Origin of the sequence: Devosia sp. 919, assembly GCF_013185965.1 — a bacterium.
GTDB lineage: Bacteria > Pseudomonadota > Alphaproteobacteria > Rhizobiales > Devosiaceae > Devosia.
Genome location: NZ_JABAOL010000001.1, coordinates 2437248 through 2461763, shown reverse-complemented (window position 1 = coordinate 2461763; position 24516 = coordinate 2437248). Strand labels below are relative to the sequence as shown.

Genomic DNA, 24516 nt, shown 5'->3' with positions numbered 1-24516 from the left:
AACTTCTCAAAGCTGCCCGTCGTGCAGTGGCTGAAAGTTCATAATGTATAGCCTCAGTTTTATTCTTCCCTTCGCGCTCGGGCTTGCCGCCGTGGGCTGCGTTTCCGGCTTCATGGCCGGGCTGCTAGGGGTTGGCGGCGGCATCGTTGTTGTGCCAGTGCTCTACCACGTGCTCGAGGCGTTCGGCGTTGACGATGAGCTCCGCGCCTTTATCGCGGTAGGGACGTCGCTCGCCACGATCATTCCCACCTCGGTCCAGTCAATCAAGGCTCACCGAGCGCGAGGAGCGGTTGATTTCGACCTGCTCAAGTGGTGGGGCCCGTTTGTCGGCGTGGGTGTTGTCATCGGCATCCTGCTGGCGGCGATCTTCAGCGGAGCCGTGCTGACCGCCATCTTCGGCGTTGTCGCGGCAATCGTGGCGCTGCATATGCTGCTGACACCCGAAGGCGTTTATCTGCGCGAAAGCGTTCCCGCCAAGCCAGTCCAGGCGGCCATGGCTACCACGATCGGCACGATCTCGACCCTGATGGGTATTGGCGGCGGCACGTTGACCGTGCCAACGCTGAGCCTGTGCAACTATCCGGTCAGGCGCGCCGTGGGGACCGCATCGGTCATCGGCCTGATCATCGCTTTGCCCGGGGCCATTGGCTTTGTGATCAATGGCTGGTCCGCCCAAGGATTGCCGCCATTCTCGCTGGGCTATGTGAACATTGCCGGGTTTGTGGCTATCGCTCTGACCAGCATGTTCTTTGCGCCGCTCGGGGCCAAGGCTGCCCACACGATGAACCCGAAATGGCTAAAGCGCCTGTTCGGTGTGTTTCTCGCCGTCACGTCGGCAAAAATGCTGTTGGATTTCGCCACCCTTTAACGAACCCAGCCGCGGCCGCCCAAGTGGAAGGCCGCGGCTGGTCTATACTTTACCCAATGATCCGCGTGAAAGTGGCGGAGGGCCGCATCACTGCACCCGTCTTGGCTGGATCGGTGTGGTAGTAGCCACCCAGATCAGCCGGTGTTCCCTGGGCGGCCGCCAACTCTGCGACGATGGTCTTTTCGTTCGCCGCCAAGGCCTCTGCTATCGGAGCAAAGTGTTTGGCAAGGTGGGTATCTTCGGTCTGAGCCGCCAGTGCCTGAGCCCAGTAAAAGGCGAAGTAGAAGTGGGTGTCGCGGGTGTCGGTTTGGCCAACTCTCGAGCGGGGCGATTTGTCGTTGTCTAGGACCGCCTGTGTAGCGACGTCAACGGCGTTTCCGAGGACTTTAGCCTTGGCGTTCCCCTTGAGTTCATTCAGGAATTTCAGGCTTTCCCCCAGCGCACAGAACTCCCCGAGGGATTCCCAACGCAGGTGGTTTTCCTCGGTCAGTTGCTGGGCAAGCTTGGGGGCTGAACCTCCTGCACCGGTTTCGAACATGGCGCCGCCGTTCATCAACTTCACGATCGAGAGCATCTTCGCCGATGTTCCCAGTTCGAGAATAGGGAACAGATCCGTCAGATAGTCGCGCAATACGTTGCCGGTTATCGAGATGGTGTTTTCGCCCCGACGGATCGTCTCAAACGAGACCCGCGTCGCTTCACCCGGGGCAAGGATCTCGAACTTGTCGGTCAGTCCAACGGCGGCGAGCATTGGCTTGACGTAGTTGATGATCTGGCCGTCATGGGCACGGGTCTCATCCAGCCAGAAAATGGCCCGGCAGCCTTCTGCCTTCTGGCGCGCGATGCCGAGCTTGATCCAGTCTTCAATAGCGGTTTGCCGCGTCGAGGCTGCGCGCCAGATATCGCCGGCCTCAACTTCGTGCTGGTGCAGCACGTCGCCATCTGCTGCGATCAACTGGACAGTGCCGTCCTTGGGGATCTTGAACGTTGTCGGGTGTGAGCCGTACTCTTCGGCCTTTTGCGCCATCAAGCCAACATTCTGAACCGACCCTGCCGTGGCTGGGTCAAGGGCTCCGGTTTTCTTGAAATAGCTGATGGCCTCCCGGTAAACGGCGGCATAGGAGCTGTCTGGGATAACGCAGTTGGTGTCGGCTGCCTGGCCATCAGGGCCCCAGCCCTTGCCGCCGGCGCGGATCAGGGCCGGCAGGGATGCGTCGATGATCACGTCCGAGGGGACATGCAGGTTGGTTATGCCCTTGTCCGAATTGACCATGTACATCGCCGGGCGGTCTGCCAACACGGCCCGGATGTCCGCCTCGATAATCTCGCGCTCTGGCATCAGGGCGACTTTATCGAGCAGGGAACCAAGTCCGGAGCTGGGGTCGACCCCAGCATCGCGCAGCGCCGCACCATGCTTGTTGAATACGGGCTTGAGGAATTCTTCCACCGCATGGCCGAAGATGATCGGGTCCGAGACCTTCATCATGGTCGCCTTCAAGTGCAGCGAAAACAGGACACCGTTGCGCTTGGAGTCATCGATTTGTTGTGCCAAAAATGCGCTAAGGGCCTTGGCCGACATGAACGTCGCATCCACTACCGTGCCGGCAGGGTAATCGAGTCCCTCTTTAAGGACGGCAACCGTGCCGTCCCGGCCCGTCAATTCGATCCGGGCTGGCCCGGCCTGCTCAGCGCTGATGGTCACCGATTGCTCGTTGGCGCGGAAATCGCCGCCTGACATGGTGGAGACATAGGTTTTGCTGTCTGGCACCCAAGCACCCATCGAATGTGGGTGGGACTTGGCATAGTTCTTGACCGCGACTGCGGCGCGCCGATCCGAATTGCCTTCGCGCAGAACCGGGTTCACCGCCGAGCCTTTGACTGCGTCGAACCGCTTGCGGATTTCGTGTTCCGTCGGCGTGGATGGATTTTCGGGATAGTCGGGCAGGTCATAGCCTTGTGCCTGCAGTTCCTTGAGGGCACCGACCAGCTGGGGTACCGAAGCGGAAATATTGGGCAACTTGATCACATTGGCCCCGGGGGACTTCACCAGGTCGCCCAGTTCGGCCAGATCATCGGCCTGACGCTGCGCTTCGGTCAGGTTTTCGGGGAAAGCTGCAATGATGCGGCCGGCCAGCGAAATGTCCTTGGTGCCCACCGAAACGCCTGCGGCTGCAGCAAAGCGACGGATGATCGGCAACAGCGACGCTGAAGCAATCTCGGGCGCCTCATCGACCTTGGTGTAGATGATGTCGGGAGTCTGATCGATGCTTGGCATGTTTAACCTAGTTTGCTCTGATGGGGAGTGTTCGGGTGGCGGCGGGGCGACTGTTTATCAAGGCGGCTGCCTTGAGTTGGAATTTCGTCTTCCATTCTCAAGTGATGGGATACGGGCTTACGGCCGATGCCCAATCCAGTGGGATGCGCCGATTGCTGTAAGCAGGGCACTTACCTCCTGCTGATCGACTGCCATGACAATTACTTGCGTCCGCTTCCGAAATCAATCCCAACCAATTGTTCTGAACACAAACAGGCGCTTATTCTGGGACTTTGACCATTGAGTCTTGAAGAGAAGTGCCGGGGATGGCATGGATTGGTTGACCAATCGAGGGAACTATGGTGTCGAACCAACTTCTCGGAAACACTGATCCAGTAGCGCGACTGCGCGGCTATATCATTGAAGGCGGGTACACTCATGGGGTGCGCCTTCCTCCCGAACGCCAGCTGACCGAGACGCTCGGGATGACGCGGGCCACTCTGCGCAAGGCTCTCGACGTTCTTGAGCGCGACGGACTGATCTGGCGCCATGTCGGCAAAGGCACATTTGTCGCTGACGGGGCGCCGGTCGGGGCGAGCAGCGCTCTGGCGGGGCTCGGGCGGCAATTGACCCCATTTCGGATGATGCGTGCGCGCATCGCCATTGAACCGGGCATCGCACGCGAAGCTGCAATAAACGCTTCCGGGGACGCGCTGAGCAGGATGATGCAGGCCATTGATCGATCCAAAGCGGCAGCAAACTGGTCGGAATACGAAGCGCAGGATGACGTGTTCCACCGCACTGTGGCGGAGGCAAGCGACAATCGCCTGCTCCTGTCGCTGTTTGACCAACTCAACGAGGTGCGGCGAGCGGTGGCGTGGGGGAATGTGACGAGGCACAGCGAAAGACCGACCCCAACCCATGTCAGCTTTACCGAGCACGATGCAATTGCACGAGCAATTGGGGAGCGTAATTCGGCAGCGGCTGGCGATGCGATGCGGGCACACCTGCTTTCGGTCGCGCAGCGGCTTTTCGGAGAAAACTGACGCAGAGCGCCGCCAGATCGGTCCCCCGCCCGGAGAAAGACAATTTCCTCAGGCTAGACAACAGCGGTTTCGACCTCGATCGTCGTCTGGTCCATCTCGTCGTAGTCAGCAATAGGCCTCTGGTACAGCCCGATCACGGCTGCATGCCCCAAATGCTGGCCCGGTAGTGAAGAGAGTGGGGTCGGCCTTCTCATCTCTGGTTCTCAGGGCGCGGCACGTGCTCGTCGATATCCATGACGAAGCCCGGCGCGAACCCGTTGCCCCTTTCGGATAGGACGAAGTGATGGCCGCGCGGGTTTGCTACGACCCTCGTGCCACCGACCTGGTAATCCAGATGGCGGTGGATGTGCCCGTGGATCCAGACGTCGGGCGCGTCGGGCCCCTGCAAAATCGTCGATAGGCTGGAGCCATAGCACCAATCCGGGCATCCCCCGTGCCGGGGATCAAGGCTATTGGGATGTGGCGCATGGTGCGTCACGACCGCCGTCCTGCCGGCGAAAGGCTGCGCCAGCTCGGCCTCCAGGAATGACCGAGTCGCCCGATGCGCGGCGATGGTATCCTCTGGACGCAGTCGCTTCCGTTTGCCTTCGTGTGCCGTCGACCACCGCTTTATCGCCCGTTAGTCCGACATGCCCTCTCTGCCTGCAGCTTCGGCCATCTTCGATCGAGTATCGGAACGCCCAACCGTCTGAAAGTCGGTCCATAATGTGCCGCCCGCGAACCGCACGCCGGCGATCTGGACGCTGTTATCGAGCAGCAGATGGATACCGAAGCGATCCGCGAGTTTTCGCCCCGAGTCAGTCTGCTCCGTCATGGTGTAGCTGCCGCTGTCGGCGACGAAGAAGTCTTGGTTTCCGGGACGTAGATAACCGGCACGCCTGTGAAGCGATCTGCGATCCAGCGTAGGTGGTGCGCTTCATCATCGTTTACCCCCACATGGACCCGACATCGGCTGAATTCTCCATGAGACACGTAGCAAGCCCGCGATCGAGAGCCTAATCTCCAGGCCGGTCCGAACGAAGCGACAATGTCGATCCTGTCATCTCTGCCTTAACTGCCGGTGCTGCTGCAGTCTGCGCTTAGGCTCGCCGATGAGCCGCAGCAGAGCGACTTCGGTTTCATGTTGCCGCAGAGGAACACGCTTTCCCTGATGTTGATGGCAAGCCCAGAGCTTGATCTGTGGACAAGCGGCCATCACATGGGTAGTTATTGATCTTCAGATGGTGGAGGCCGGAGTGTTGCAGATCGATGTTCCAATGCCGACAATGCCCAACCGGCAGGACTTCTCGGCCGAGAGTGACCGCGTACGGCTCTCGAAGGTCGCCCTGAAAGCCTACAAGCGTCTCGTCAAAGAGTGGGGTCTGAAGGGTGAACAGGCGGCGGCGCTGCTCGATGTGTCCACGAGCACCTGGGAGCGCATGAAGCAGGAGGGCAAGGACAAGGCCCTCAGCCAGGACCAACTGACCCGGATCTCCGCCCTGGTGGGCATCTACAAGGGGCTGCATCTCTTGTTCGCCGATGGCATGGCCGACCACTGGCCCGGATTGCACAACAAGGCACCGCTGTTTGCCGGGATGAGCCCAATCGACTCCATGCTCAAGGGCGGCATTCCGCAAATGCTGGAGGTGCGGCGCTATGTGGACGCCGTCCGTGGAGGCTTGTGATTGTCGATCGACGGTGTGCCGGTCGTCACCGAAGCCTTTCCGAGGACGGTTCGACTGGTAACGACAGCGCGGCTGCGGGCGGCGGTGTTGACGCCTCTCGTCGACAACGAGGACGAGCTCGCCGTGCTGTCCGAGATCGAAGGCGCGACGAGCAGCCGGTTGATGGCACAGGATCGCGGTATAGCCGGGCTCGCCGCCAACGAGCTCGTCTACGATGTGCCGCATGCGCCTTTTATTAACGCGTCCTTTGCCTATGCCAAGCCACAGCAGCCGAACCGCTTCAACGGTGCTGACCGGGGCGCCTGGTATGCCGCTCTGGATGTCGCCACCTGCATCAGCGAGGTCGGATATCACCTGACCAACATGCTGGCAGACGCGGGGGATTTCAACGCCACCGTGGAGTACGCGGAGATGTTTTGCAGCCTCGCTGGCGAGTTCCTGGACCTTCGGCAGGTACCCGGCCATCCTTCGCTCGAGCCCGACCCGGTTAAGGCTTACCCGGTCGGCAACGCCATCGCGGAGAGCGCCCGGGCCACCGGGCTCAACGGCATCATCTACCCATCCGTACGACACCCGGGCGGCACTTGCATCGTCGCCCTGCGGCCGGCCGCCGTTCAGTCCGTTCGCCAGGGGGCCGTCTACCGCATGATTTGGAAGGGCGATCCAGCACCGCTGATCGAAGGGCCGCTGTGATCGCTTCGACACTGATCAGGTGGATGGTTGGACGGAAGCAGGGCAGGGGCGCGTTGCCGTCCGGCAGCAACGCGACCCCATTGCGGCCATTTACAGTTCAATCTGAGATGCCGGAAAGCGGCCATTCTTAGCGTACAGGGGGTGCCTAGAGCTTTTCAGACTGAAGGCCAACAGAATGCTGCTATGCCGCCGTGAGGCACTTGCTTTTGCGTGGCAGCGAGCTTGCAGGAAAGCGCCATGGCGCTTCCCTGCATTGGCTCAGTTAAGCTGGTAGAACATGGGTTCGCGGCGTTCCTTTCGCGTAAACATGCTCTGCAGGAAGCCCGGCGTCGGGTCTGAACTCATAGTCCAGCTTGGCAAGTTCGGAAGCTAGCCCGGGGCCGTCATCCAAGTTCGACAAGCCCAGCAGCAGGTCCAAAATTGGCTTGGCCAGAAGACCTGGAATCGAGGTGCTGCCCACATGCTCCAGGCCGCATACTCGACTCGCAAGCGACTGCCGTAGATCCGAAGCCTCTTCCTCAAATGCGGCTCGCCAACCTTGATCGTAAGCCGCCAGTCTGACGCGACCATGCTCCAGACCCAAGTTATGATGCGCCACGGCCGCGTCCCATTCTTAAGTGCTTCAACTTACGATTGAAGGATAGTACTGGTGGAATCAATGTCCAATAACGGCCAATGCCCCACCTGGGCGATCAACTTTTCCACTATAATGGCCCGGCTGCGCGAAGAGCACCGCTCCTCCTGGAAGCTGCCGTCAAGCCTCTCAGCGGCACTACACGACCAGTTGGCGCTCTGATCTCGCACCGGTTAGGTCCGCCTGTCGCTCGAGAGTAAGTACGGCGCGTGGACTATCTGAGCGGCGCCCTAATTTGCGTCTTAGCCAGAGAGGCCACTCCGCACCTCCCCCAAGGGTGGACTGAAGCCAGGGAAATACCGGAGAGCCCCGTTTCCGATGCCAGGGGAGCGGCCTGGAAGGGATGGTCAATCCCAAGGCGAAATTCTGCTTTGCAAGGCATACGGCCCCGCATCACTCGGGCTTGTATTGGCCCTCCGTGAAGGTATTTAGTGCGAAGGACTGACCTGACCCTACTAAATGTTAGCCTTGAGCAACGCCTGGGCAATGGTGAACCGGCAGTCTCCGCACGCTGACCAACGCGGCCGAGCCGGACGTGCGTGGAGGCCCTGCCTCAGTTGCAACACGCCGAGGGACACGATCCCGTCAACTTCGAGGACTTCCCCCGTCGCCACTCCGGCACCGGTGAAATCGTCACGATCTTGACCTTGGTCAACGCCGCAGTGGGTGAGGAAACTAGAATGATCTCAGGCTCCGAGGTGCGGGGCTTCCAAGGAGATCACGATGCGCCAAAACTCTGAGATCGAACCCCGGTATACTGACGGCATCCAGGCAGACGCTTTCCGCGACGCGATCCAGGAAAGAGTAGTAAAGACAGGACTTCTTGCAGCGCTTACCCTCCCCATGATGTTTGCAACGTCAGGGGCCGCTTTCGCCGCCAAGCTGGAGGTCGGCTCTCTGGCCTGCACGGCCGGAGAGAGCGGCGGCATCATCGTAATGACGGAGCAAGCGCTGGATTGCGTATTCCAGCCGTCCGACGGCGGTGAACCCCAGCAATACGTTGGCGAGGTCCGTAAGTTCGGACTGGACGTTGGCGTTACGGGCGGGACCCAGATCCAGTGGCTTGTTCTCGCCGACGAGTCCGACTGGGATCCTTCGGCGCTGGGCGGTAACTACCTCGGTGTGTCAGCCGATGCGTCCCTCGGCATCGGCGCGGGCGTTAATGTCCTGCTCGGTGGCACCAACGGCTCCATCGTGCTGCAGCCGGTCAGCGTCCAGGAAGAAGTCGGCCTCGATATCGCCGTCGGCATCACCGACCTTCAGTTGACCCCCGTATAACTGTACCCGACGGCGCCAACGGGCGGGCATTCTGGTTCCGCACCGCAATCGTCGGGCCATCAGAATGCGGCCGAGCCAAATGGCTCGCCAGACTTTTTCAGGCGCCCCACTGCTGTACCGAGTTGACAACCGTCCCGCACCCCAACCGGATCGCTACTAAGAGGAGCCGGCGTTGAACTCCGCTTTGTAAAAGGAGTGTCACTCGGCTCATCAAGGACCTACCCCGATCCATGGCCGAAATCTTCGAGACCCTTCGACGGAAAGCGCGCGCAGATGGTCAGCTCAATCGAGCTCTCCTGCTTGAAGCCGCTAAGCGTGTGCTGAACGAAAAGGGTGCCGCCGTCAGTCTGAACGAGATCGCCCAAGCGGCCGGGGTGGGGAACGGGACGCTCTATCGGCACTTCCCGACGAGAGTCGCCCTAGTGGCGGCAGTGTATCAGGAGGACGCGCGCGAACTTATCAACGCCGCTACCCATCTGGCTGCCACACGCGCGCCGCTAGAGGCGCTTTCAGCGTGGATGAATGCCTTTATCGGGTGTATTGCGACCAAACAGATCGTTGCGGAAGCCACTAATGCGCTGCTCTCCACATCCCTGGACAGCACAAACTCTTCCCGCGCCGATGTCGGCGCGGCCCTCACGTTGCTCTTCGATCGCGCTGTCGCCGAAGGACAGATAAGGGGCGATGTTGACCCGTTGGACCTCGTGCGGGCTGTAACCGGCGTCGCGACGATCAACTCGCACCCTGACTGGAAGAACAACGCTAGGAGGCTGATTGGCGTGATTATAGCCGGGCTGAGGCAGAACTCATCCACTTGAGGCGGGCGCGTGAGACTCTCCGCGACCACCTACCATGTTCGCTTTGGTCATTCTGGTCCTCAGAGCTACCGGACAGGAATCCACCCCGTGGCGGTCGGTCTGCAGCCGACCCCATCTCTGTCATACAGAGTGGGCGTGATAAGTTCCAGAAGCGGACTTTGCTGTTCCAGGGTTAGATTGGCGATGCCCGGTCAGTGGCCGGTACTTTGCAGACCGCCGCTATGGCGTCGTGGCTCGCCTCCAGAACCTCATCTGCAAGCGCCTTGTCGGCTTTCGCGACCGCCCGCGACACCGCAATGGCCCCGATCTGGGCGGCGCTGGCGGCAACGGCCAGTTGGCGCCGCTCGCTCGTGGTGAGCGAAGGCTCAAGCGATTTCTCAAACATTGCCACCACCTCCTCGAACGCATCTGCGAACCTCTCGCTGAGGGCGTCGCCCTGACGAGCAATCTCGCTGGCCGAGGCGGACATTGGGCAGCCGGTCTCAAGCCGGTCGCGCGTCCCCTTGGAGAAGAGGCCCTTGAGATATTCGTCGAACGAACTGGTGTGCGCTTGCTCCAGTACTCGCGTCTCAGCCACGTTGGCTTCGAAGCCATAAGAGAATGCTTCGGCAACGAGTGCTTCCTTTGACGGGAAGTGGGCGTAAAGCGCGCCATGCGTCAACCCGGCGGCCTTGGCGACCTCTGCCACGCCTACGCCATCTATACCCCGCTGCCGGAACAGTTGGCTGGCCGCCTGCAACAGGGCTTTTCGGTTCTCGGCCGACTTCTCCTTTGAAACCCGCATTTTCAACACCTCTGAACTTCGAGTCTGAATTTTAGTTGCATGCGCAACCAAAGTCACTAAGATTGTGACCGCAATCACAAAGTCTCGCTGCTTTGGCGAAGGCCTCTCCTGAACGGAGAAGGCCCACACTTGATCGCGCAACTACGAAGGAATGACACTTTGCGATATAAAATCTTTGGCAGACACACCGGCCTGCGGGTTTCCGAGCTTGTTTTGGGAACGGCCAATTTCGGCATGGCCTGGGGCCACGGCGCCGGCCCGGAAGAAGCCCGGCGGATATTTGACACTTATGCCGACCAGGGCGGCAATTTCCTAGATTCCTCCAATGGGTATCAGGGCGGCGAGTCGGAGGAGTTTCTCGGCGAGCTGTTGAAGGGCCGGCGAGACGATTTCGTTGTCTCCACCAAATACGCCGTTCAGACTGATCCGAGCTCGGGCGTTCTGGTCACCGGCAACAGCCGCCAGGCAATGGTGGCCTCGGTAGAAGCAAGCCTTAGGCGCCTCAAGACCGACCGCATCGATCTCTATTGGAACCACGTCTCGGACGGCGTCACCCCGCTTGAGGAAATTGTGCGCGGCTTCGACGACTTGGTCCGGGCTGGGAAGATTCTTTATGCCGGTCTCTCCAATTTCCCGGCGTGGCGTGTTGCGCGGGCGGCAACGATCGCCGAGCTGCGCGGCGCCGTTCCCATCGCTGGTATCCAGGTCGAGCATAGTCTGGTGCAACGAGCTACCGAACAGGATCTTATCCCTGCCAGCCAGGCGTTGGGCATCGGCGTGGTGGCCTATTCGCCGCTTGGCGGGGGCGTGCTGACAGGCAAATATCGTGCAGGCAAGAGCGACAGCCGGCGAGACGAAGCTTGGGCCGGCGCCGGATTCCAGCCCGAGAACAGCCCGCAACGGACCGCCATCATTGACACCCTGCTCGCGGTCGCAGAGGAGGCGGGCGTGACCCCTGGTGAGATTGCCATTGCCTGGGTCGCCAAAAAAGGATCCCTGCCCATCATTGGGCCGCGCACACATGAGCAGCTGGAAAGCAATCTCGCTGCCTCAAAAGTGTCGCTGTCGCCCGAACAGATGGAGCGCCTCGATGTCGTGAGCGCCCTTCCGCTGGCCTATCCTTACACAGTGCTCGATGACCCCCGCATCAAGGGTCTGATCACCGGCGGTAAAGACGATCAAATCGACCCTCCGGCCTATCCAGTCGCCTAAGCGAGGGAAAAAGCACGGCTTATCACCCAAAGCCGTGCGCCTCCCGCCACGCTTACCCCCAACATCGATGTTAAGTCGCCGTGCTTGGGCGCGCGCGACAGGAGAAATACCATGGACGATCTTTCGTTCGCGACCGCCCCGAGCGCGAAGCTCAATGGCAAGCACGTGCTCATCTTCGGTGGCACCTCAGGCATCGGCCTGGCAACGGCCAGGCAGGCCAAAGCCGCAGGTGCCGTTGTGACCGTCGTTGGGTCTGATCCAGCACGCACCCAGAAGGCTGCAACAGAGCATGGCTTTTCCGACTGGCGGGCCGCAGACATCGCCGATCCCGACGCTATTGGGCCGGCGCTCTCCTCCATCGGCACCGTCGATCACTTGGTCCTGCTTGCCGGATCATTCATTGTGGGCACGCTGTACGACACCGACATCGCCCTGTTTCGCCGTGCATTCGATGAGCGTCTGTGGGCTGCGGTTCACATTCTGCGAACCCTTGGAGATCGGCTGGCAGCGGACGCCTCGATAACCTTCGTGTCCGGCGTGGCGGCGGACCGACCCAGTGGCAACGGCACGGCGATCATCGCTGCTGCGAGCAAGGCCGTAGAAACTCTGGGGCGGGGGCTTGCCCAGGAGCTCGCTCCGCGTCGCGTCAACACCATTTCGCCGGGCCCTATCGATACCCCCATGCTGAGCAAAGCCCTTGGCGAGGGACGCGACGCCTTTGTCGCAGGCCTGAAAAAGCAACTGCCAGCAGGTCGTTTAGGCACTGCAGACGAAGCCGGTAACGCCATCATTTTTCTGATGTCCAACGGCTTTATGACAGGCGCCACCATCAATATCGATGGCGGTATGATCCTTACATCGTAACTGAGAAAGCAAGCGATCCTTACGTGGCTTTGTGGCTCGGCTCCGTCGCAAACGGACATCCAATCACAACTCCTTTGCCAATCTGCTCAAGTGCGCTTTTGCAGTTGGGGGCCGATCAGCAGACGGTCACCAAACCACCCCGTTCCTGCCGCTTGGAATGGCGTCCCTGAAGGGCAGGGTAGGGGCCGGGAGCGGAATAGCAGCTTTCGTCGGTGTGCCTGCGATAGCGGACATTCCGCGCACGCGGTGCCATGTGGTCATAATGGCGTCGGAGGCTATCAGTCCGGGTCGGAGAGAAGTAAGTGAAGCAGACGCTGTCGACAAAAGCGCCCAGGTTTGCCCAGTCGCGCTCGTTGAGGCAGGCGATATATTCGTTGTAGATGAGGGGCAGTCTGGCTTGGTCGAATGGGCTATCCTCAGCACGGCAATTTGCAGTCGAAATGCTCAACCTCAAAAGCCGCCGTTAAGTACGGCTTGGCGGGGTCGCATCGTCGGGCCGGCCGCCCATACCCATCCCCATGCCTCCGCCGCCTCCGCCAACACCACCGGCACCGCCTCCGCCATCTTCGCGGCCACCGCTGCCCTGCTGACCACCACCCCTGCCTCGTCCGCCAGTGCTGGCCGGTCGGCTCGGGCCCTGCATGGGGATCTGCAGGTCAGCCGGAATTGCAGACAGGTCGAGCGCCTGGCGAATGAAATTGCGTAGCGACACCACGAGCTCATCGGTATGGATCTGATTGCCGGCCACGAGGTCACGCGCCGCCTTCTCGGCCAGCCGAACATGCTCGTCAGTGCCCAGCAGGATTATGTCGGACAGCGCCGCTTCCACCGCGTCACGCATCTGGCGAACGCGTTCGAACATCTCGTCGCTCATGGTGCGCGGCACGACCGCCTCCCCGCCCTGCTCGGCCGCCAGCTTTTCAGCCGCTCGGATGTCGCGCAGGTGGCGCGGCTCGACCGAGAGTCTTCCGGTAAACGAGCCGCCCAGCACCTTGTACGCAGCCATCAAGGTCTTGAGGCGCTCGTTGATCTGTCGGTTTTGGCGCTGCTGGCGCTGCTGGATCGTGGTCATCATCACCAGCCGAATCCCGATGCCCACCAAAGCGAATAGGGCGACGCCGACCAGGGTGGTCAGGACACTCTCCCAAGAACTGAAATCGTAACTGCGCAAACTATTCTCCTGCAACTGGCGCCAGAGTGCCATGCTAGGTGGATTGGTGCAAAGCGAGATCGGGATCGTCTTCTCGCGAGGTTATTACCCTTGCGGTTGCTAGCCAATGTCCCCTGGAACCAAAAACCGGGCAAGCAGCAGCGACACTGCCACCAAATTCAGTGTGAGGTGTAACGCTAAGGAGGACATCTCGGCCTTTGCTGATTGCTTTTTGGCTAAGCTCTGCGCCAGAATTCAGACAGACTGCATACCACCCGGTGCAGTCGGTCGCACTTTGCTTTGTCGATTCTCATCCAGCGCCGCCACTGAACCGCTTCCAGCTGACTTACCCTGTCACCAAATCCTGCTAGACGTGCGTTTCACTTCCAAGCAGGACGCGCGATGAAGTCCCATCACCGCATTTACCTCCTCCAGTTCATCTTTGCCCTGTCCATGGGCGCTCTTCTGGCGCGCCTGCCGGATTTGCAAGTGCAGTTTGAACTCGGCGAAGGACAGCTGGGTCTACTCCTCATCACCATGTCCTGTGGTGTCCTTGCGGGGCTCACTTTTCTTGGGCGCACCGTGCAGCGCATAGGCGCACGTGCCACAACGTTCATGACCATCTTCGGCGCTACAGTTTGCTATGCGCTAGTTCCATGGATGCCTTCAGCGCTCGGAGCGGCCCCTCTGCTGTTCATTGCTGGTACTCTAGCAGGCGCCCTTGAGATCAACGCCAATGTGGAAGCGGATCGGCATGAGGCAGTGCTCGGTCGACGTATCATGAGCCGTGTTCATGGCATGTGGAGCCTTGGCTTCTTCGTCACCGCGTTGGCTGCGGCGGCGCTACGGCAGTGGGGAGTTTCGGTGGAGCTCCACATGATCCTGGCATTAGCGGTGGTGGTCGTATCGGGCACTCTCGCCTTCTGGAACATGCAAGGAGCCCCGGCAAGGATCGATGGCGGGTCAACGGATCAGCCGCCTTTCGCCTTGCCAACTGTGGGTCTGCTGCCTCTCTGCCTGCTTGGCGCTGCACCGCTTTGGGTGGAGGGGGCAGGGGTGGACTGGTCCGCAATCTACATGCGCGACATCTATTCAGTGGAGCCCTTCGTAAGTGGGCTCAGCGTTACCCTGTTCTCGCTCGCAATTGCTCTAGGCCGCCTTAGCATGGATCCGGTGGTGGATCGCTTTAGCCCTCGTGCAGTCGCCACAGTCCTACTTCTCCTGGCGATAGCCGGAGTCACGCTGGTTGCGCTGGCGCCAGATCCTGTGACGGCACTCCTCGGGTTCGCCCTGGCGGGTATTGGCTGTTCCTCTGTATATCCGCTGGCCGTCTCGGCCGCTGCTCGCCGTACCGACCGACCATCCACACAGAATGTCGCGGCACTCAGCCAAATGACCTTTGTCGTTTTCTTCGCTGGCCCACCTTTACTCGGCTTCGTCGCAGAGCACCTCGGCCTGCGGTTCTCTTACGGCATTATCTTGCCGGTGCTAATTGCAGCACTGATGGTGAGGGGAGCGCTTAGTTCTAAGCGCAGTACTGGGACACTGATAGGCATTCCAGCGGACCACTGAACGTCTGCCTTCCGGAACCGAATAATCAAAGCGGACGGTCTGCATTCCACCCCAAAGGGGCGGTCCGGAGCCGAGCCGGAATGCCGCTCTCATCGCCGCAGGCGCTTGGCTGCGGCACCGTCGTCGCAAATGTGCAAGCGAACCTCCACCAGCTTGCTTCCAGCAAACAGAAACTGCTCGGCCAAATGGATTGTCCCGGCAGAACCGACCAGACCTGCGCGAATGGTGGCGAACACGATATCCCCATCGCCGTATACGCCAAGCAGCTCAAAGCGGTCGAAGTCATAGAACGCCCGCACTGCGGGATAGAACTTCTGAAACTCACCCAATCCCCGATACGTCCCCCCGAAGGGCAGGGATGCCGGTTCATGCATGATGAGGTTATCGTCGAACCGATCGGGGTAGTCCTCGAGGCGCCTCTTGGAGCCGATCATTTCCCGAATGAACGCCTTGTTCTCGTCGGTTAAGCTCATATGGCAGCACTCCCGATTCCAGCCATCTGTGGCGGCTGTGTCGGTAAACTGAGTGAAGCGGCGGGCACGAACAAGTACGCACAAGTTTGGCTGCGAGTACCATTCTTGAAAGTAATGCGATGCGCTGGAAGCGGTCTGAGCAGAGAACGGGATGCCCGATAGAGGCAACCCTATCGGTCGTAGGTGGCGTGTGGAAGCCACTGATTTTCTACGCACTGCTGAGCGGGCGACGGCGCTTTGGCGAACTTCACCAGCAGATCCCCGGATCGACGCCGAGGATGCTGACGCTGCAGCTGCGAGAGTTGGAGGCGGACGGCGTCGTCGTCAGGACCGTCTTCGCGGAAGTTCCTCCCAGGGTCGAATACGAACTAAGCCCGCTGGGGCATTCTCTGGCGCCCGTCCTGGCAGGGCTGCATGAATGGGGGATACTGTATCGTCGGCAACTGCAACCCCCGGAGGAGTAGCATCCATTTGCCAGGACCTGGCCGCCCGTTGTTCGGCTGGTCGGCTGGCCTTGGTGTCTTCATCGATCCTGGATGGCTTCTGGCCAGGCTCCGTGATCGGTCCGATAAAGCTGATCGGTCAGATGTTCCACGCCGACCGCGCGGCCGTGACGATGACCGAGAACGATAGCATGTTCTGGGTCGGTTTGACCGCGCCGGCTATGATGCAGTCAGCAGCGTCCGCACCGTTGCTACCGGCATGAACAGCCGGAGGGGATGAGAGGGCATTGGGGTAAAGCCGTAGCCTTCATGGAGAGCTTTGCGTCGGGCCGTCTTCGTGGCGTCGCCGCAATTCAGGACATCCAGCACGGCCACGGCAATGCCGATCTTGTCGGCCGCGCTGGCGATGCGGCGCAGACCATCCACCAGCAGGTCGCCACCATAGCCATTCCCTTGATGGCCACCATCGACGCCGATCATAGAGATATAGGCGGCGGGAATGCTGCCATGGCCAGGGCGGGTGCGGGAGTATTTCGTCGGTAGGTCTATATAGTCCACCGCATGGGCATTGAGTGCATAAAAGCCGATCAGGTCATCGACGGGCCTGGTCATGACAAACACCCGCAGATTGTCCGCTGTGGCCAGCTTGTTCGCGGTTCGCTTGAAGAAGTTATCGACCTGTTCGACGCCGCAAGAAAAGGCCGCTTGATCATGTTTGTCAGGATCGAGCGGCGCAATGATGTCAGTCGTGTTTCCTTCGCTGCCGTCACTTGCAATCGATCGTAGTCCCGTGGTCCGAGTTGGGATGAAGGACCCGGCCACGCTAATCGGCCCCACCATCAGCGATACGTCCGTATATGGCGCCCGGGCACCATATACGGACGCAACTCGCAATGGATTGTCAGCTTGTTCAATCCAGTTGCCTGGCAACAACGTCCATCGCGACCGCCCGGGGACTCTGCTCGAGCTTTCAAATCTGTTTGTTGCCATTGCCACACCTTGGCTACTCGGCTGCGCTACGGATAGCGCTCCTCTCGGATGGATCGTCGAAGGGACTGCGGCGGCTGCCCCAGGACGCGCAGGAAGGCGCGCCGCATTCTGCCGGCCTCGCTGAAGCCAACGCGTCGGGCAATCTCGTCGAAGGTCCACAGACCTGCCTCGACGAAGTCTCGGGCGGCCGCGACCCGCATTTGCTCCACTGCTTTGGCTGGAGTCGTTCCCATCTCGCGCAGGAAGGCGCGTGCGAAGTTGCGCGGGCTCATCGCGGCGCGCTCTGCGAGCTGCTCGATCGTGAGCGCCTCATCGAGGTTCTCGTTCACCCATGCGACCAGCGCTTCGAAGCGTCCCGATTGACCGCCGAGCTCGAGCAGACCCGAGAACTGTGATTGCCCCCCAGGGCGGCGGGCATGAACTACCAATTGCTGAGCGGTGCGGCGGGCGATTTTAGGCCCGTGATCGTCTTCGATCAGGGCGAGGGCTAGGTCGATGCCTGCCGAAATGCCAGCTGAAGTCCACGTGTCACCGTCTTTGGTGAAGATGCGATCCGGCTCGAGGCGGACCCGTGGATAGCTGCGCCGGAAACGCTCGGTGCTCTCCCAGTGAGTGGTGGCCGAACGGTCGTCGAGCCTGCCGGCCTCGGCCAAGAGGAATGCGCCTGAGCACACGCTCGCCAGCCGGCGCGGCCGAACGGTCCTCAACCACTCAACGACAGTGTGGAAGGCGGCCATGTCCCAGACGAGCTGGCCGCCTGACACAACGATCGTGTCGATTCCGCCGGCGTCCAGTTTCATCGCCGCTAACTCGAGGCCGGAGGAACTGGTAATCATTCCTGCCGTTGGCGCCAGAACTTCGAGCGCATAACTTTCCGGAACATAGCGCGAAGCAATTTCGAACGCCGCCGTCGGACCGACCACGTCAAGAAACTGAAACCCAGGGTGGATCACCAAGCCGACCTTCCGAGTCATGGCAGTTTTCGCCCGATATATGTCATTTCGGACATAGTCGGCCCTGAGCTAAGCTCCAGTCAATATGCGGCTCAAGGAGAAGCGAAGTGAGGAAACGGATCGTCGCGGTTTGGGGCCTTGTGGGCACTGCAACTTTGGGGCTGAGCGGATTCGGCATCTGGCTGGCCACGCTTCCCTCCGACGTAGTAGCGTCGCCCGAGCCGGTGCCCGCGTCGGAGGAGGCCGCGGTACTGGAGGCGCTCCGGCCTCCCGCGGGCGAGCGGCCGATCATCGCTGTGATCGGCATCAACGATGCGACTGAGACCACCGACTACCTCGTGCCGACCGGCATTCTACGTCGAGCCAATATTGCCGATGTGATGATGGTGGCGACGGGACCAGGTCCGGTGCAGCTTTATCCCGCGCTCCAAGTCGAGCCGGATGCGGCGGTCTCGGAGTTCGACGCCGCGCATCCGGAGGGAGCGGACTACGTGATCGTGCCGGCCATGAGCCGGGATGATGACCCCGCGGTCATGGCATGGCTTCAGCAGCAATCGGCCAAGGGCGCCATCGTGATCGGCGTCTGCGCTGGGGCCAAGGTCGTCGGCGCTGCCAGCCTGCTCGACGGCAAACGCGCTACGACGCACTGGTACTATCTCAGGGACCTGCTCGGGCGCAGCCCCACCATCGACTACGTTGCGGACCGCCGCTTCGTAATGGACGGACACGTCGCGACGACCACCGGCATCACCGCCTCCATGCCGATGATGCTGACGCTGATCGAGGCCATCGCAGGGCGCGAGAAGGCGGAGGCGGTGGCCCGCGACCTCGGCCTACAAGACTGGGGTGCAGAGCACGCAAGTGCGGCATTCACTCTCACGCGTCCGTTCGCTTCGACCGTCCTCGCCAATACCTTGACCTTCTGGAACCGCGACGAGCTCGGCATCGCGCTCGAGCCGGGGAGCGACGAGGTGTCACTGGCATTGGTGGCCGATGCCTGGTCGCGGACCTATCGATCCAAAGCGGTCACGTTCGCAGAGCTACCCGCCGTGGTGACGGCCAACGGCATTCGCGTTCTGCCTGACCGGAACGCGGAGGCGTGGCCGGATGATCGTGTCGTCTCGATCTTCCCCGACCAGCAACCCGCAATCGCGCTGGACCAGGCCCTTCAGACAATCACCGAGCGATACGGCGAAGGCACGACCAATCTAGTGGCGATGCAGCTCGAGTATCCGAGGTCAGCCGAGTGACCGCAGTGGGAGGCCTTGGTCTGCCAAACGAAACCGTCACGACGGATACCAAGAGCGAAAGTTGCTCGCATGTCGATCTCGGTCACACCTTGTTCGTCGTGTTGGCATCAGCTCTCAACCGAAAGGAAAATTCGATATGCTCCGCACAGTCATCTTTGCCGCCGGTCTCGTTGTTGCCGCTCCCTCTCTTGCCCAGTCCGAACCCGCAGGCGACTACGCCGAGGTCAATGGCATGCGGATGTATTACGAAGTCTCGGGCGAAGGTGAGCCGATCGTCGTCCTGCCTGGCGCCCACATGAATATCATCACGATGGGCAGGATCATTCCGCTGCTCGCCGAGGCCCACAAGGTCTACGCCCTCGAATTCCAGGGACACGGCCGCACCAACGACATCGACCGGCCGATCACTTACGAGAATCTCGCCGACGACGTCGCCGCCTTCATGGATGCGGTCGGGCTCGAGCGGGCCGATATTTTCGGCTACTCGATGGGCGCAGGCGCCGGTCTGCAACTCTCCATCCGCCACCCCGACAAGGTCGGACGTCTCGTGGCCGCTTCGATGTCCTACAGCTCCGAAGGCTGGCAGCCGGTGTTCCAGGAAATGATCCCACAGATGTCGCTGGAGATGTTTGCTCAGTTCGAAGAGCAGTGGAAGTCACTCGCCCCAAATCCCGATGGGTATGAAGCGTTCATCGACAGGATGATCGCGCTCGAGCACGAGGAGTTCGACTGGCAGGAAGGCGTCGCGGCGCTCGAAATCCCGGTCCTGCTGATCACCAGCGATGCCGACGTGACCGTCCTCGAGCACTCGGTTGAGCTGTTCCGTCTTCTGGGCGGCGGGATCATGGGCGATATGGGCCAGCCCCTGCCCAAGTCACGGCTCGCGGTTCTGCCGGCGACCTCGCACACGGCGATCATCACCCAGACCGACCTGCTGATGGGCTTCATCGAGCCGTTTTTGAAGGACGAGACTCCCAAAGGCTTCTTTGAGCAGTAAGGGGGCACTTGTCCGACTACGACTCCGGGCGTCCCCGTAAGCGGACTCTGGCGCCCGGCACCGCAGCACCGAGCAAACAAGAGGACGAACATATCACTCGTCCACGTACAGGATTTTTCGATCTCGCTCGATGACTTCGGGGCGGTCGAGGGTCTCAGTCGCGATGACCCGTTCGGCCACGCCGGCGAACGGCTGCATGAATGGATGTTCGAGACGCGATGGTGGCATGAGAGGAGCGGAGTATCGGGTGGCACGAGCGGCGTCGACGACACCTTTGTGCCCCGCTTCCACACCAATAATGACTGCTTCATCCGGATCTCACACAAAAGCTGACATTCGGCTTCCCACCCCGTTTCTGCTGTTCCGCATAACGACCCGGAAGGGCAGGGTAGGGGCCGATAGCAGTCCGGCTGCTTTTAAGATCTATGGCCCAAAAGCCGCCGTGTAGCAGCAGATCGCCGCAGGGCCTATTCCATCCCACATCATCTTTCCGCGCTCGGCGTCTCTCGAGGTCCGGAGCTAACGTGAGGACTGGGCGGCTCCCAGGTATTTTTTGATATTAGGCGTGTCAATGCTGAGGGCTGGAGTGTCCATCCTGATTCAGGAGTTTAATGGCTAACACGGGGGACGTAGTCGCCGCTGCCGCCGACGAGAAAATCCATATCGGCTCCGCTGTCGGCCTGGAGAACATGTTCGACATAAAGCTTTTCCCAGCCACGCCGGTAGGGCGAGACGAAGGCCACGAGGTCGAGCCGACGGCGCTCCAGTTCGGCTTCGCTGACATCGAGGTGCAGCAGCCGGTTGGCGACATCCAGGGTGATTAAGTCGCCGTCGCGCACCAGAGCCAGCGCGCCCCCGGCCGCGGCCTCGGGCGCGACATGCAGCACGACGGTGCCAAAGGCGGTCCCGCTCATGCGCGCATCGGAGATGCGCACCATGTCGAGGATGCCCTTGTCGAGTACGCGCTTGGGGATGGGAAGGTTGCCGATCTCGGCCATGCCGGGATAGCCCTTCGGCCCGCAATTGCGCAGCACCAGCACGGAATTCTCGTCCACCGGCAGGTTGGGATCGTCGATGCGGGCCTTGAGGTCATCGGGATCGTTGAAGACGATCGCCGGGCCGGTATGCTGCATCAGGTGCGGGGTGGCGGCGGAGGGCTTGATGACCGCGCCGTCGGGACTGAGATTACCCCGCAATACCGCGATGCCACCGGCCGGCTTGAATGGGGCGCTCAGCTGATAGATCACCGCGCTGTCGTGCACGTCGGCACTGACATGGCTTTGCCCAAGTGATCGTCCGGTAACGGTCATTGCGTCCAGGTCGAGCAGCCCTACGATCTCGCCGAGCACTGCTGGCACGCCGCCGGCATGGAAAAAGTCTTCCATCAGATATTGTCCGGATGGCATCAGGTTGACCAGGCACGGCACGTCGCGACCCGCTGCATCCCAATCAGCGAGCGTGAAATCAACCCCGAGCCGACCGGCCAGCGCCAGCAGGTGGACGACCGCGTTGGTCGAACCACCCAGCGCAGCATTGAGCCGGACCGCATTGAGGAACGCAGCCTTTGTCAGGATCTGCGACATCCGCAAATTCTCGCGGACCATCTCGACGGCACGCCGGCCGGCATTAAAGGCCATGGCCTGCCGCCGGGCGTCGACGGCGGGGATGGCGCCGTTCTCCGGCAGGGCGATGCCAAGACCTTCGCAGAGACTTGCCATGGTCGACGCCGTGCCCATGGTCATGCAGGAGCCGGCACTGCGTGACATGGCGGCCTCGGCGGCCATGAACTCATCGACCGTCATCGAACCGGCGCGGACCGCCTCTTTGAAGCGGATCACATCTGTGCCCGAACCGATCTGCCTGCCCTTCCAGCGACCGGACAGCATCGGGCCCCCGGAGACAAGGATCGTCGGCAGGTCGACGCTTGCCGCGCCCATCAGGCTGGCGGGGGTGGTCTTGTCGCAGCCGACCAGCAGCACCACGCCATCGAGTGGATTGGCGCGGATTGAGGCTTCGACATCCATGCTGGCGAGGTTGCGGAACAGCATGGTGGTGGGACGCATGTTGGATTCGCCGAGCGACAGCACTGGAAACTCCAGCGGAAAGCCCCCCGCCGCATAGACCCCACGTTTGACGTGTTCGGCCAGGCCGCGCAGGTGGCCGTTGCAGGGCGTTAGGTCCGACCAGGTGTTGCAGATGCCGATCACAGGCTTGCCGTCGAACATGTCCGCGGTATGGCCCTGGTTCTTCATCCAGCTCCGGTAGATGAAGCCGTAGGAATCCTGGCGGCCGAACCACTCGGCGCTGCGCAGCTTGGGCTTGTCGTCCTTGCTCATGGTGTGCTTCCTAGTCGAGCCAATCGAGTATCTTGCCGGTCACTACCACGTGCTGGCCCTGGCGCACGCGGGCGCCCCAGGCCTGGCCAATGACGACGCCATCGACACCCGCCCGGGCCGGCCAAGCGGGGGCGTCGATGCGTTCGAAGTCATGTACCAACCCAACCACTTCGCCAGCTGAAACGCGGGTGCCGCATTCGAGCAGCGGCTCGTAATGGCCGGAAAAGGGTGTAGTGGTAAAACAGGCCCGGTCGACCATTTCGGCCTTGAGCTGGGTCTTGTCGCGATGATGGTCGATCGGCTCGATCCTGCCGTCGAGCAAGCCGTTGCGCATGGCGGCCGCCAGCACGCCATGCTTGCCCCAACGAACGCCGTTCGCCTGCACCGCCGAGCCCCAGCCCAGCTCTGCGCCGATGGTGATCTTGCCCAGACTCTCGGCCTCGGAGGGCAGCAGCCCCGGCGTCTCGTTCTGGTAGACGATGACGATCGGTGTGCCGAACCAGCGCGCCGTTTCCTCGATCCGGCGGCCCTGCACCGGATCGTCGATGGGGTGAAAGCTTGTGCCTGGCGCGAAGCGTCCCACATCGCCGCCAGCATGCAGATCAATGACGATATGGACATGGGGCCAGATCGCCTGCCGCACGAAGCGGGCAATGCGGTGGGTAATACGACCCAGAGCCGGCGTTGTGCCAGCGCCGTCGACGAAGGCCCGGTTGAGATTGGCGCCGTCATCGAGCGTTGAATCGCGCGTACCCGCTCGGAACGCCGCTGGGTTGAGCACCGGGACCAGGATGATGCGCCCGGTGACTTGGCCAATGTCGATGTCGCGGAGCAGGTGCCGGATCACCACCGGCCCCTCATATTCGTTGCCGTGGTTGGAGCCGAAAACGACCATCCCTTCCCCAGCCTTGGCGTCGGGGCCGACCATCACCGTCAGCGGGATCAGGTGATCGCCCCAGATTGAGTCGTGTTCGAGCGCTACGAAATAGTCTCGGCGACCGGGGCTTTCGAGGTCGAGCTGGGCGGGTTTGACGATGTGTCGCGGCATGGTCGATCCTTGTTCAAAGCGTCACGCGATGCGCGGCGATAAAATCGAAGTCCACGTCGACACCGCCCCCCGGACCGTCGGGGATGGCGAGCATGCCATCGTCGTCGATCTTGAAGCTGGCCTGGGCGATACCACCCGTCAGGGCGCTCTGGCTGACGTTGAACTCAACAAACGGCGCCCTCGGCAAAGTGGCGATGAGTTGCAGGCTGTAGCCCGTCAGCAAATGCGTCAGCCAGGAATGCGGCACCAGGTCGATATTGGCCCGTTCCGCCATCTGCGCGATGCGCCGGGCGACGGTCAGGCCGCCGCAGCGTGACAGGTCGGGCTGGATGATATCGACGCAGCCTTCGCCGATGAACCGCTCGAACTCCCAGACCGTCGCCAGTTGCTCGCCGGCGGCAATCGGCACGGGGCTGAGGGCGCGAACTTCGGCATATTCGTCGAAGCGCTCGGGATGGATGAAATCTTCCACCCAGCCCACGCCATAGTCGCCCAGCCAGTCGCACAGCTCGATCGCCTCGCGGCGACTGCGCATGGGACCCGGCTTGCTCCAGCCGGCAGGGTACCAGCCCGGATCGACCAGCAGATGCCGGTCGGGCCCAAGCGCGTCGCGGGCCGCGGCCACCAGTTCGCGATCGCGGCCTTTGTCTTCGCCGAAGACGCCCCAGCCGAACTTGACCGCCTGGAAGCCCTTGTCGATGTAGCCGCGCGCGGCCTCGGCCATGCCTTCCGGGGTCGAGCGAAACAGCGTCGACGCGTAGGCCAACACCTTATCGCGCTGGCGTCCGCCCATCAGTTGGGCTATCGACAGGCCGGTGGCCTGCGCGCGGATCGACCAGAGGCAGTTGTCGATAGCCGAGATGCACTGCATGGCAATGCCGCGCCGGCCATAGTAGGCGCTGCCGACGTAGAGCTTGTCCCATAGCCGCTCGATATCGAGCGGATCCTCCCCGATCAGGATGTCACCCAAAGTGTGGAAACCGAGCGTTCCCATGCCCTGCCCGGCGATGATGGCCACCGCTGCCGGTGCCAGCGTCTCTGCATCGGCCCAGCCTTCGATCCCCTCATCGGTCATCACCCTGACGAGCAGTTGCCAGTCGCCGTTGTCGGTCGCCTCCGCCCCGTCGGCAGGCGAAGCATAGGCTTGGTTGCCGCGCAGCAGGATGGGTTCGACCTGGGTGATGCGCAT

The 24516-nt window shown here is 61.5% G+C and carries 22 protein-coding genes; 12 read left to right on the top strand and 10 right to left on the bottom strand.

Going from position 1 to position 24516, the window contains the following annotated elements; all coding sequences use genetic code 11:
* The first annotated feature begins 43 nt into the window (after positions 1-43).
* Positions 44-868 (top strand): sulfite exporter TauE/SafE family protein, encoded by an 825-nt coding sequence (locus HRQ64_RS12020; RefSeq protein ID WP_172123454.1) that lies wholly within the window; start codon positions 44-46, stop codon positions 866-868.
* Between the two features lie 49 nt (positions 869-917).
* On the opposite strand, the gene HRQ64_RS12015 is transcribed toward HRQ64_RS12020, so the two are convergent.
* Positions 918-3143, bottom strand: coding sequence for an NADP-dependent isocitrate dehydrogenase (locus HRQ64_RS12015; RefSeq protein ID WP_172123453.1), 2226 nt, complete (start codon positions 3141-3143; stop codon positions 918-920).
* A 338-nt stretch (positions 3144-3481) separates the two neighbouring features.
* Here HRQ64_RS12015 and HRQ64_RS12010 point away from each other — a divergent pair, with 338 nt between their 5' ends.
* On the top strand, positions 3482-4168 hold the full coding sequence (locus HRQ64_RS12010) for a FadR/GntR family transcriptional regulator (protein ID WP_172123452.1): 687 nt from the start codon (positions 3482-3484) through the stop codon (positions 4166-4168).
* 619 nt (positions 4169-4787) lie between these two features.
* Here HRQ64_RS12010 and HRQ64_RS12005 read toward each other — a convergent pair.
* Positions 4788-4982 carry a hypothetical protein gene (locus HRQ64_RS12005; protein ID WP_172123451.1) on the bottom strand — a complete coding sequence of 65 codons (195 nt, stop codon included), beginning with the start codon at positions 4980-4982 and terminating at the stop codon, positions 4788-4790.
* A gap of 421 nt (positions 4983-5403) precedes the next feature.
* Between HRQ64_RS12005 and HRQ64_RS12000 the strand changes: the two genes are divergently transcribed.
* The 4 genes from HRQ64_RS12000 to HRQ64_RS11980 all read left to right on the top strand — a co-directional run bounded on the left by HRQ64_RS12000 (position 5404) and on the right by HRQ64_RS11980 (position 9255).
* Positions 5404-5832 carry an antitoxin Xre-like helix-turn-helix domain-containing protein gene (locus HRQ64_RS12000; RefSeq protein WP_349236699.1) on the top strand — a complete coding sequence of 143 codons (429 nt, stop codon included), beginning with the start codon at positions 5404-5406 and terminating at the stop codon, positions 5830-5832.
* A complete protein-coding gene (locus HRQ64_RS11995) occupies positions 5833-6525 on the top strand; it encodes an RES family NAD+ phosphorylase (protein WP_172123450.1) in 693 nt (230 codons plus the stop codon).
* 1357 nt (positions 6526-7882) lie between these two features.
* On the top strand, positions 7883-8437 hold the full coding sequence (locus HRQ64_RS11985; protein WP_172123448.1) for a DUF992 domain-containing protein: 555 nt from the start codon (positions 7883-7885) through the stop codon (positions 8435-8437).
* Between the two features lie 230 nt (positions 8438-8667).
* The gene (locus HRQ64_RS11980; RefSeq protein ID WP_172123447.1) at positions 8668-9255 is read left to right on the top strand and encodes a TetR/AcrR family transcriptional regulator; all 588 of its coding nucleotides are present in this window, start codon (positions 8668-8670) and stop codon (positions 9253-9255) included.
* Between the two features lie 172 nt (positions 9256-9427).
* On the opposite strand, the gene HRQ64_RS11975 is transcribed toward HRQ64_RS11980, so the two are convergent.
* Positions 9428-10117 (bottom strand): TetR/AcrR family transcriptional regulator, encoded by a 690-nt coding sequence (locus HRQ64_RS11975; RefSeq protein ID WP_349236698.1) that lies wholly within the window; start codon positions 10115-10117, stop codon positions 9428-9430.
* A gap of 51 nt (positions 10118-10168) precedes the next feature.
* Here HRQ64_RS11975 and HRQ64_RS11970 point away from each other — a divergent pair, with 51 nt between their 5' ends.
* Positions 10169-11251, top strand: a complete 1083-nt coding sequence (locus tag HRQ64_RS11970) for an aldo/keto reductase (RefSeq protein WP_248308206.1) — start codon at positions 10169-10171, stop codon at positions 11249-11251.
* 111 nt (positions 11252-11362) lie between these two features.
* Positions 11363-12115 carry an SDR family oxidoreductase gene (locus HRQ64_RS11965; protein WP_172123446.1) on the top strand — a complete coding sequence of 251 codons (753 nt, stop codon included), beginning with the start codon at positions 11363-11365 and terminating at the stop codon, positions 12113-12115.
* Between the two features lie 463 nt (positions 12116-12578).
* On the opposite strand, the gene HRQ64_RS19965 is transcribed toward HRQ64_RS11965, so the two are convergent.
* Positions 12579-13286: a hypothetical protein gene (locus HRQ64_RS19965; protein WP_210258547.1), complete on the bottom strand. Its 708-nt coding sequence runs from the start codon at positions 13284-13286 to the stop codon at positions 12579-12581.
* Positions 13287-13667: 381 nt separating this feature from the next.
* On the opposite strand from HRQ64_RS19965, the gene HRQ64_RS11955 reads away from it, so the two are divergent.
* On the top strand, positions 13668-14837 hold the full coding sequence (locus HRQ64_RS11955; protein ID WP_172123445.1) for an MFS transporter: 1170 nt from the start codon (positions 13668-13670) through the stop codon (positions 14835-14837).
* An 89-nt stretch (positions 14838-14926) separates the two neighbouring features.
* On the opposite strand, the gene HRQ64_RS11950 is transcribed toward HRQ64_RS11955, so the two are convergent.
* Positions 14927-15310 carry a hypothetical protein gene (locus HRQ64_RS11950; RefSeq protein ID WP_172123444.1) on the bottom strand — a complete coding sequence of 128 codons (384 nt, stop codon included), beginning with the start codon at positions 15308-15310 and terminating at the stop codon, positions 14927-14929.
* 119 nt (positions 15311-15429) lie between these two features.
* On the opposite strand from HRQ64_RS11950, the gene HRQ64_RS11945 reads away from it, so the two are divergent.
* Entirely contained in the window at positions 15430-15774 is a 345-nt protein-coding gene (locus HRQ64_RS11945; RefSeq protein ID WP_172125002.1) for a helix-turn-helix domain-containing protein, read from the top strand.
* 198 nt (positions 15775-15972) lie between these two features.
* Here HRQ64_RS11945 and HRQ64_RS11940 read toward each other — a convergent pair whose 3' ends face one another.
* Together HRQ64_RS11940 and HRQ64_RS11935 are read right to left on the bottom strand one after the other, a co-directional pair.
* Complete coding sequence (locus HRQ64_RS11940) at positions 15973-16593, bottom strand: GNAT family N-acetyltransferase (RefSeq protein WP_248308205.1); 621 nt, start codon at positions 16591-16593, stop codon at positions 15973-15975.
* A 176-nt stretch (positions 16594-16769) separates the two neighbouring features.
* Positions 16770-17717, bottom strand: coding sequence for a GlxA family transcriptional regulator (locus HRQ64_RS11935; protein ID WP_172123443.1), 948 nt, complete (start codon positions 17715-17717; stop codon positions 16770-16772).
* An 86-nt stretch (positions 17718-17803) separates the two neighbouring features.
* Here HRQ64_RS11935 and HRQ64_RS11930 point away from each other — a divergent pair, with 86 nt between their 5' ends.
* Both HRQ64_RS11930 and HRQ64_RS11925 read left to right on the top strand, forming a co-directional pair.
* Entirely contained in the window at positions 17804-18946 is a 1143-nt protein-coding gene (locus HRQ64_RS11930; RefSeq protein ID WP_172123442.1) for a DJ-1/PfpI family protein, read from the top strand.
* 136 nt (positions 18947-19082) lie between these two features.
* Positions 19083-19943 (top strand): alpha/beta hydrolase, encoded by an 861-nt coding sequence (locus HRQ64_RS11925; protein ID WP_172123441.1) that lies wholly within the window; start codon positions 19083-19085, stop codon positions 19941-19943.
* A 608-nt stretch (positions 19944-20551) separates the two neighbouring features.
* On the opposite strand, the gene HRQ64_RS11920 is transcribed toward HRQ64_RS11925, so the two are convergent.
* From HRQ64_RS11920 to HRQ64_RS11910, 3 genes are read right to left on the bottom strand one after another with little or no spacing between them, the layout of a single operon-like run.
* A complete protein-coding gene (locus tag HRQ64_RS11920; RefSeq protein ID WP_172123440.1) occupies positions 20552-22279 on the bottom strand; it encodes an IlvD/Edd family dehydratase in 1728 nt (575 codons plus the stop codon).
* A gap of 10 nt (positions 22280-22289) precedes the next feature.
* Positions 22290-23327 carry a succinylglutamate desuccinylase/aspartoacylase family protein gene (locus tag HRQ64_RS11915; RefSeq protein ID WP_172123439.1) on the bottom strand — a complete coding sequence of 346 codons (1038 nt, stop codon included), beginning with the start codon at positions 23325-23327 and terminating at the stop codon, positions 22290-22292.
* 13 nt (positions 23328-23340) lie between these two features.
* Positions 23341-24516: a mandelate racemase/muconate lactonizing enzyme family protein gene (locus HRQ64_RS11910; RefSeq protein ID WP_172123438.1), complete on the bottom strand. Its 1176-nt coding sequence runs from the start codon at positions 24514-24516 to the stop codon at positions 23341-23343.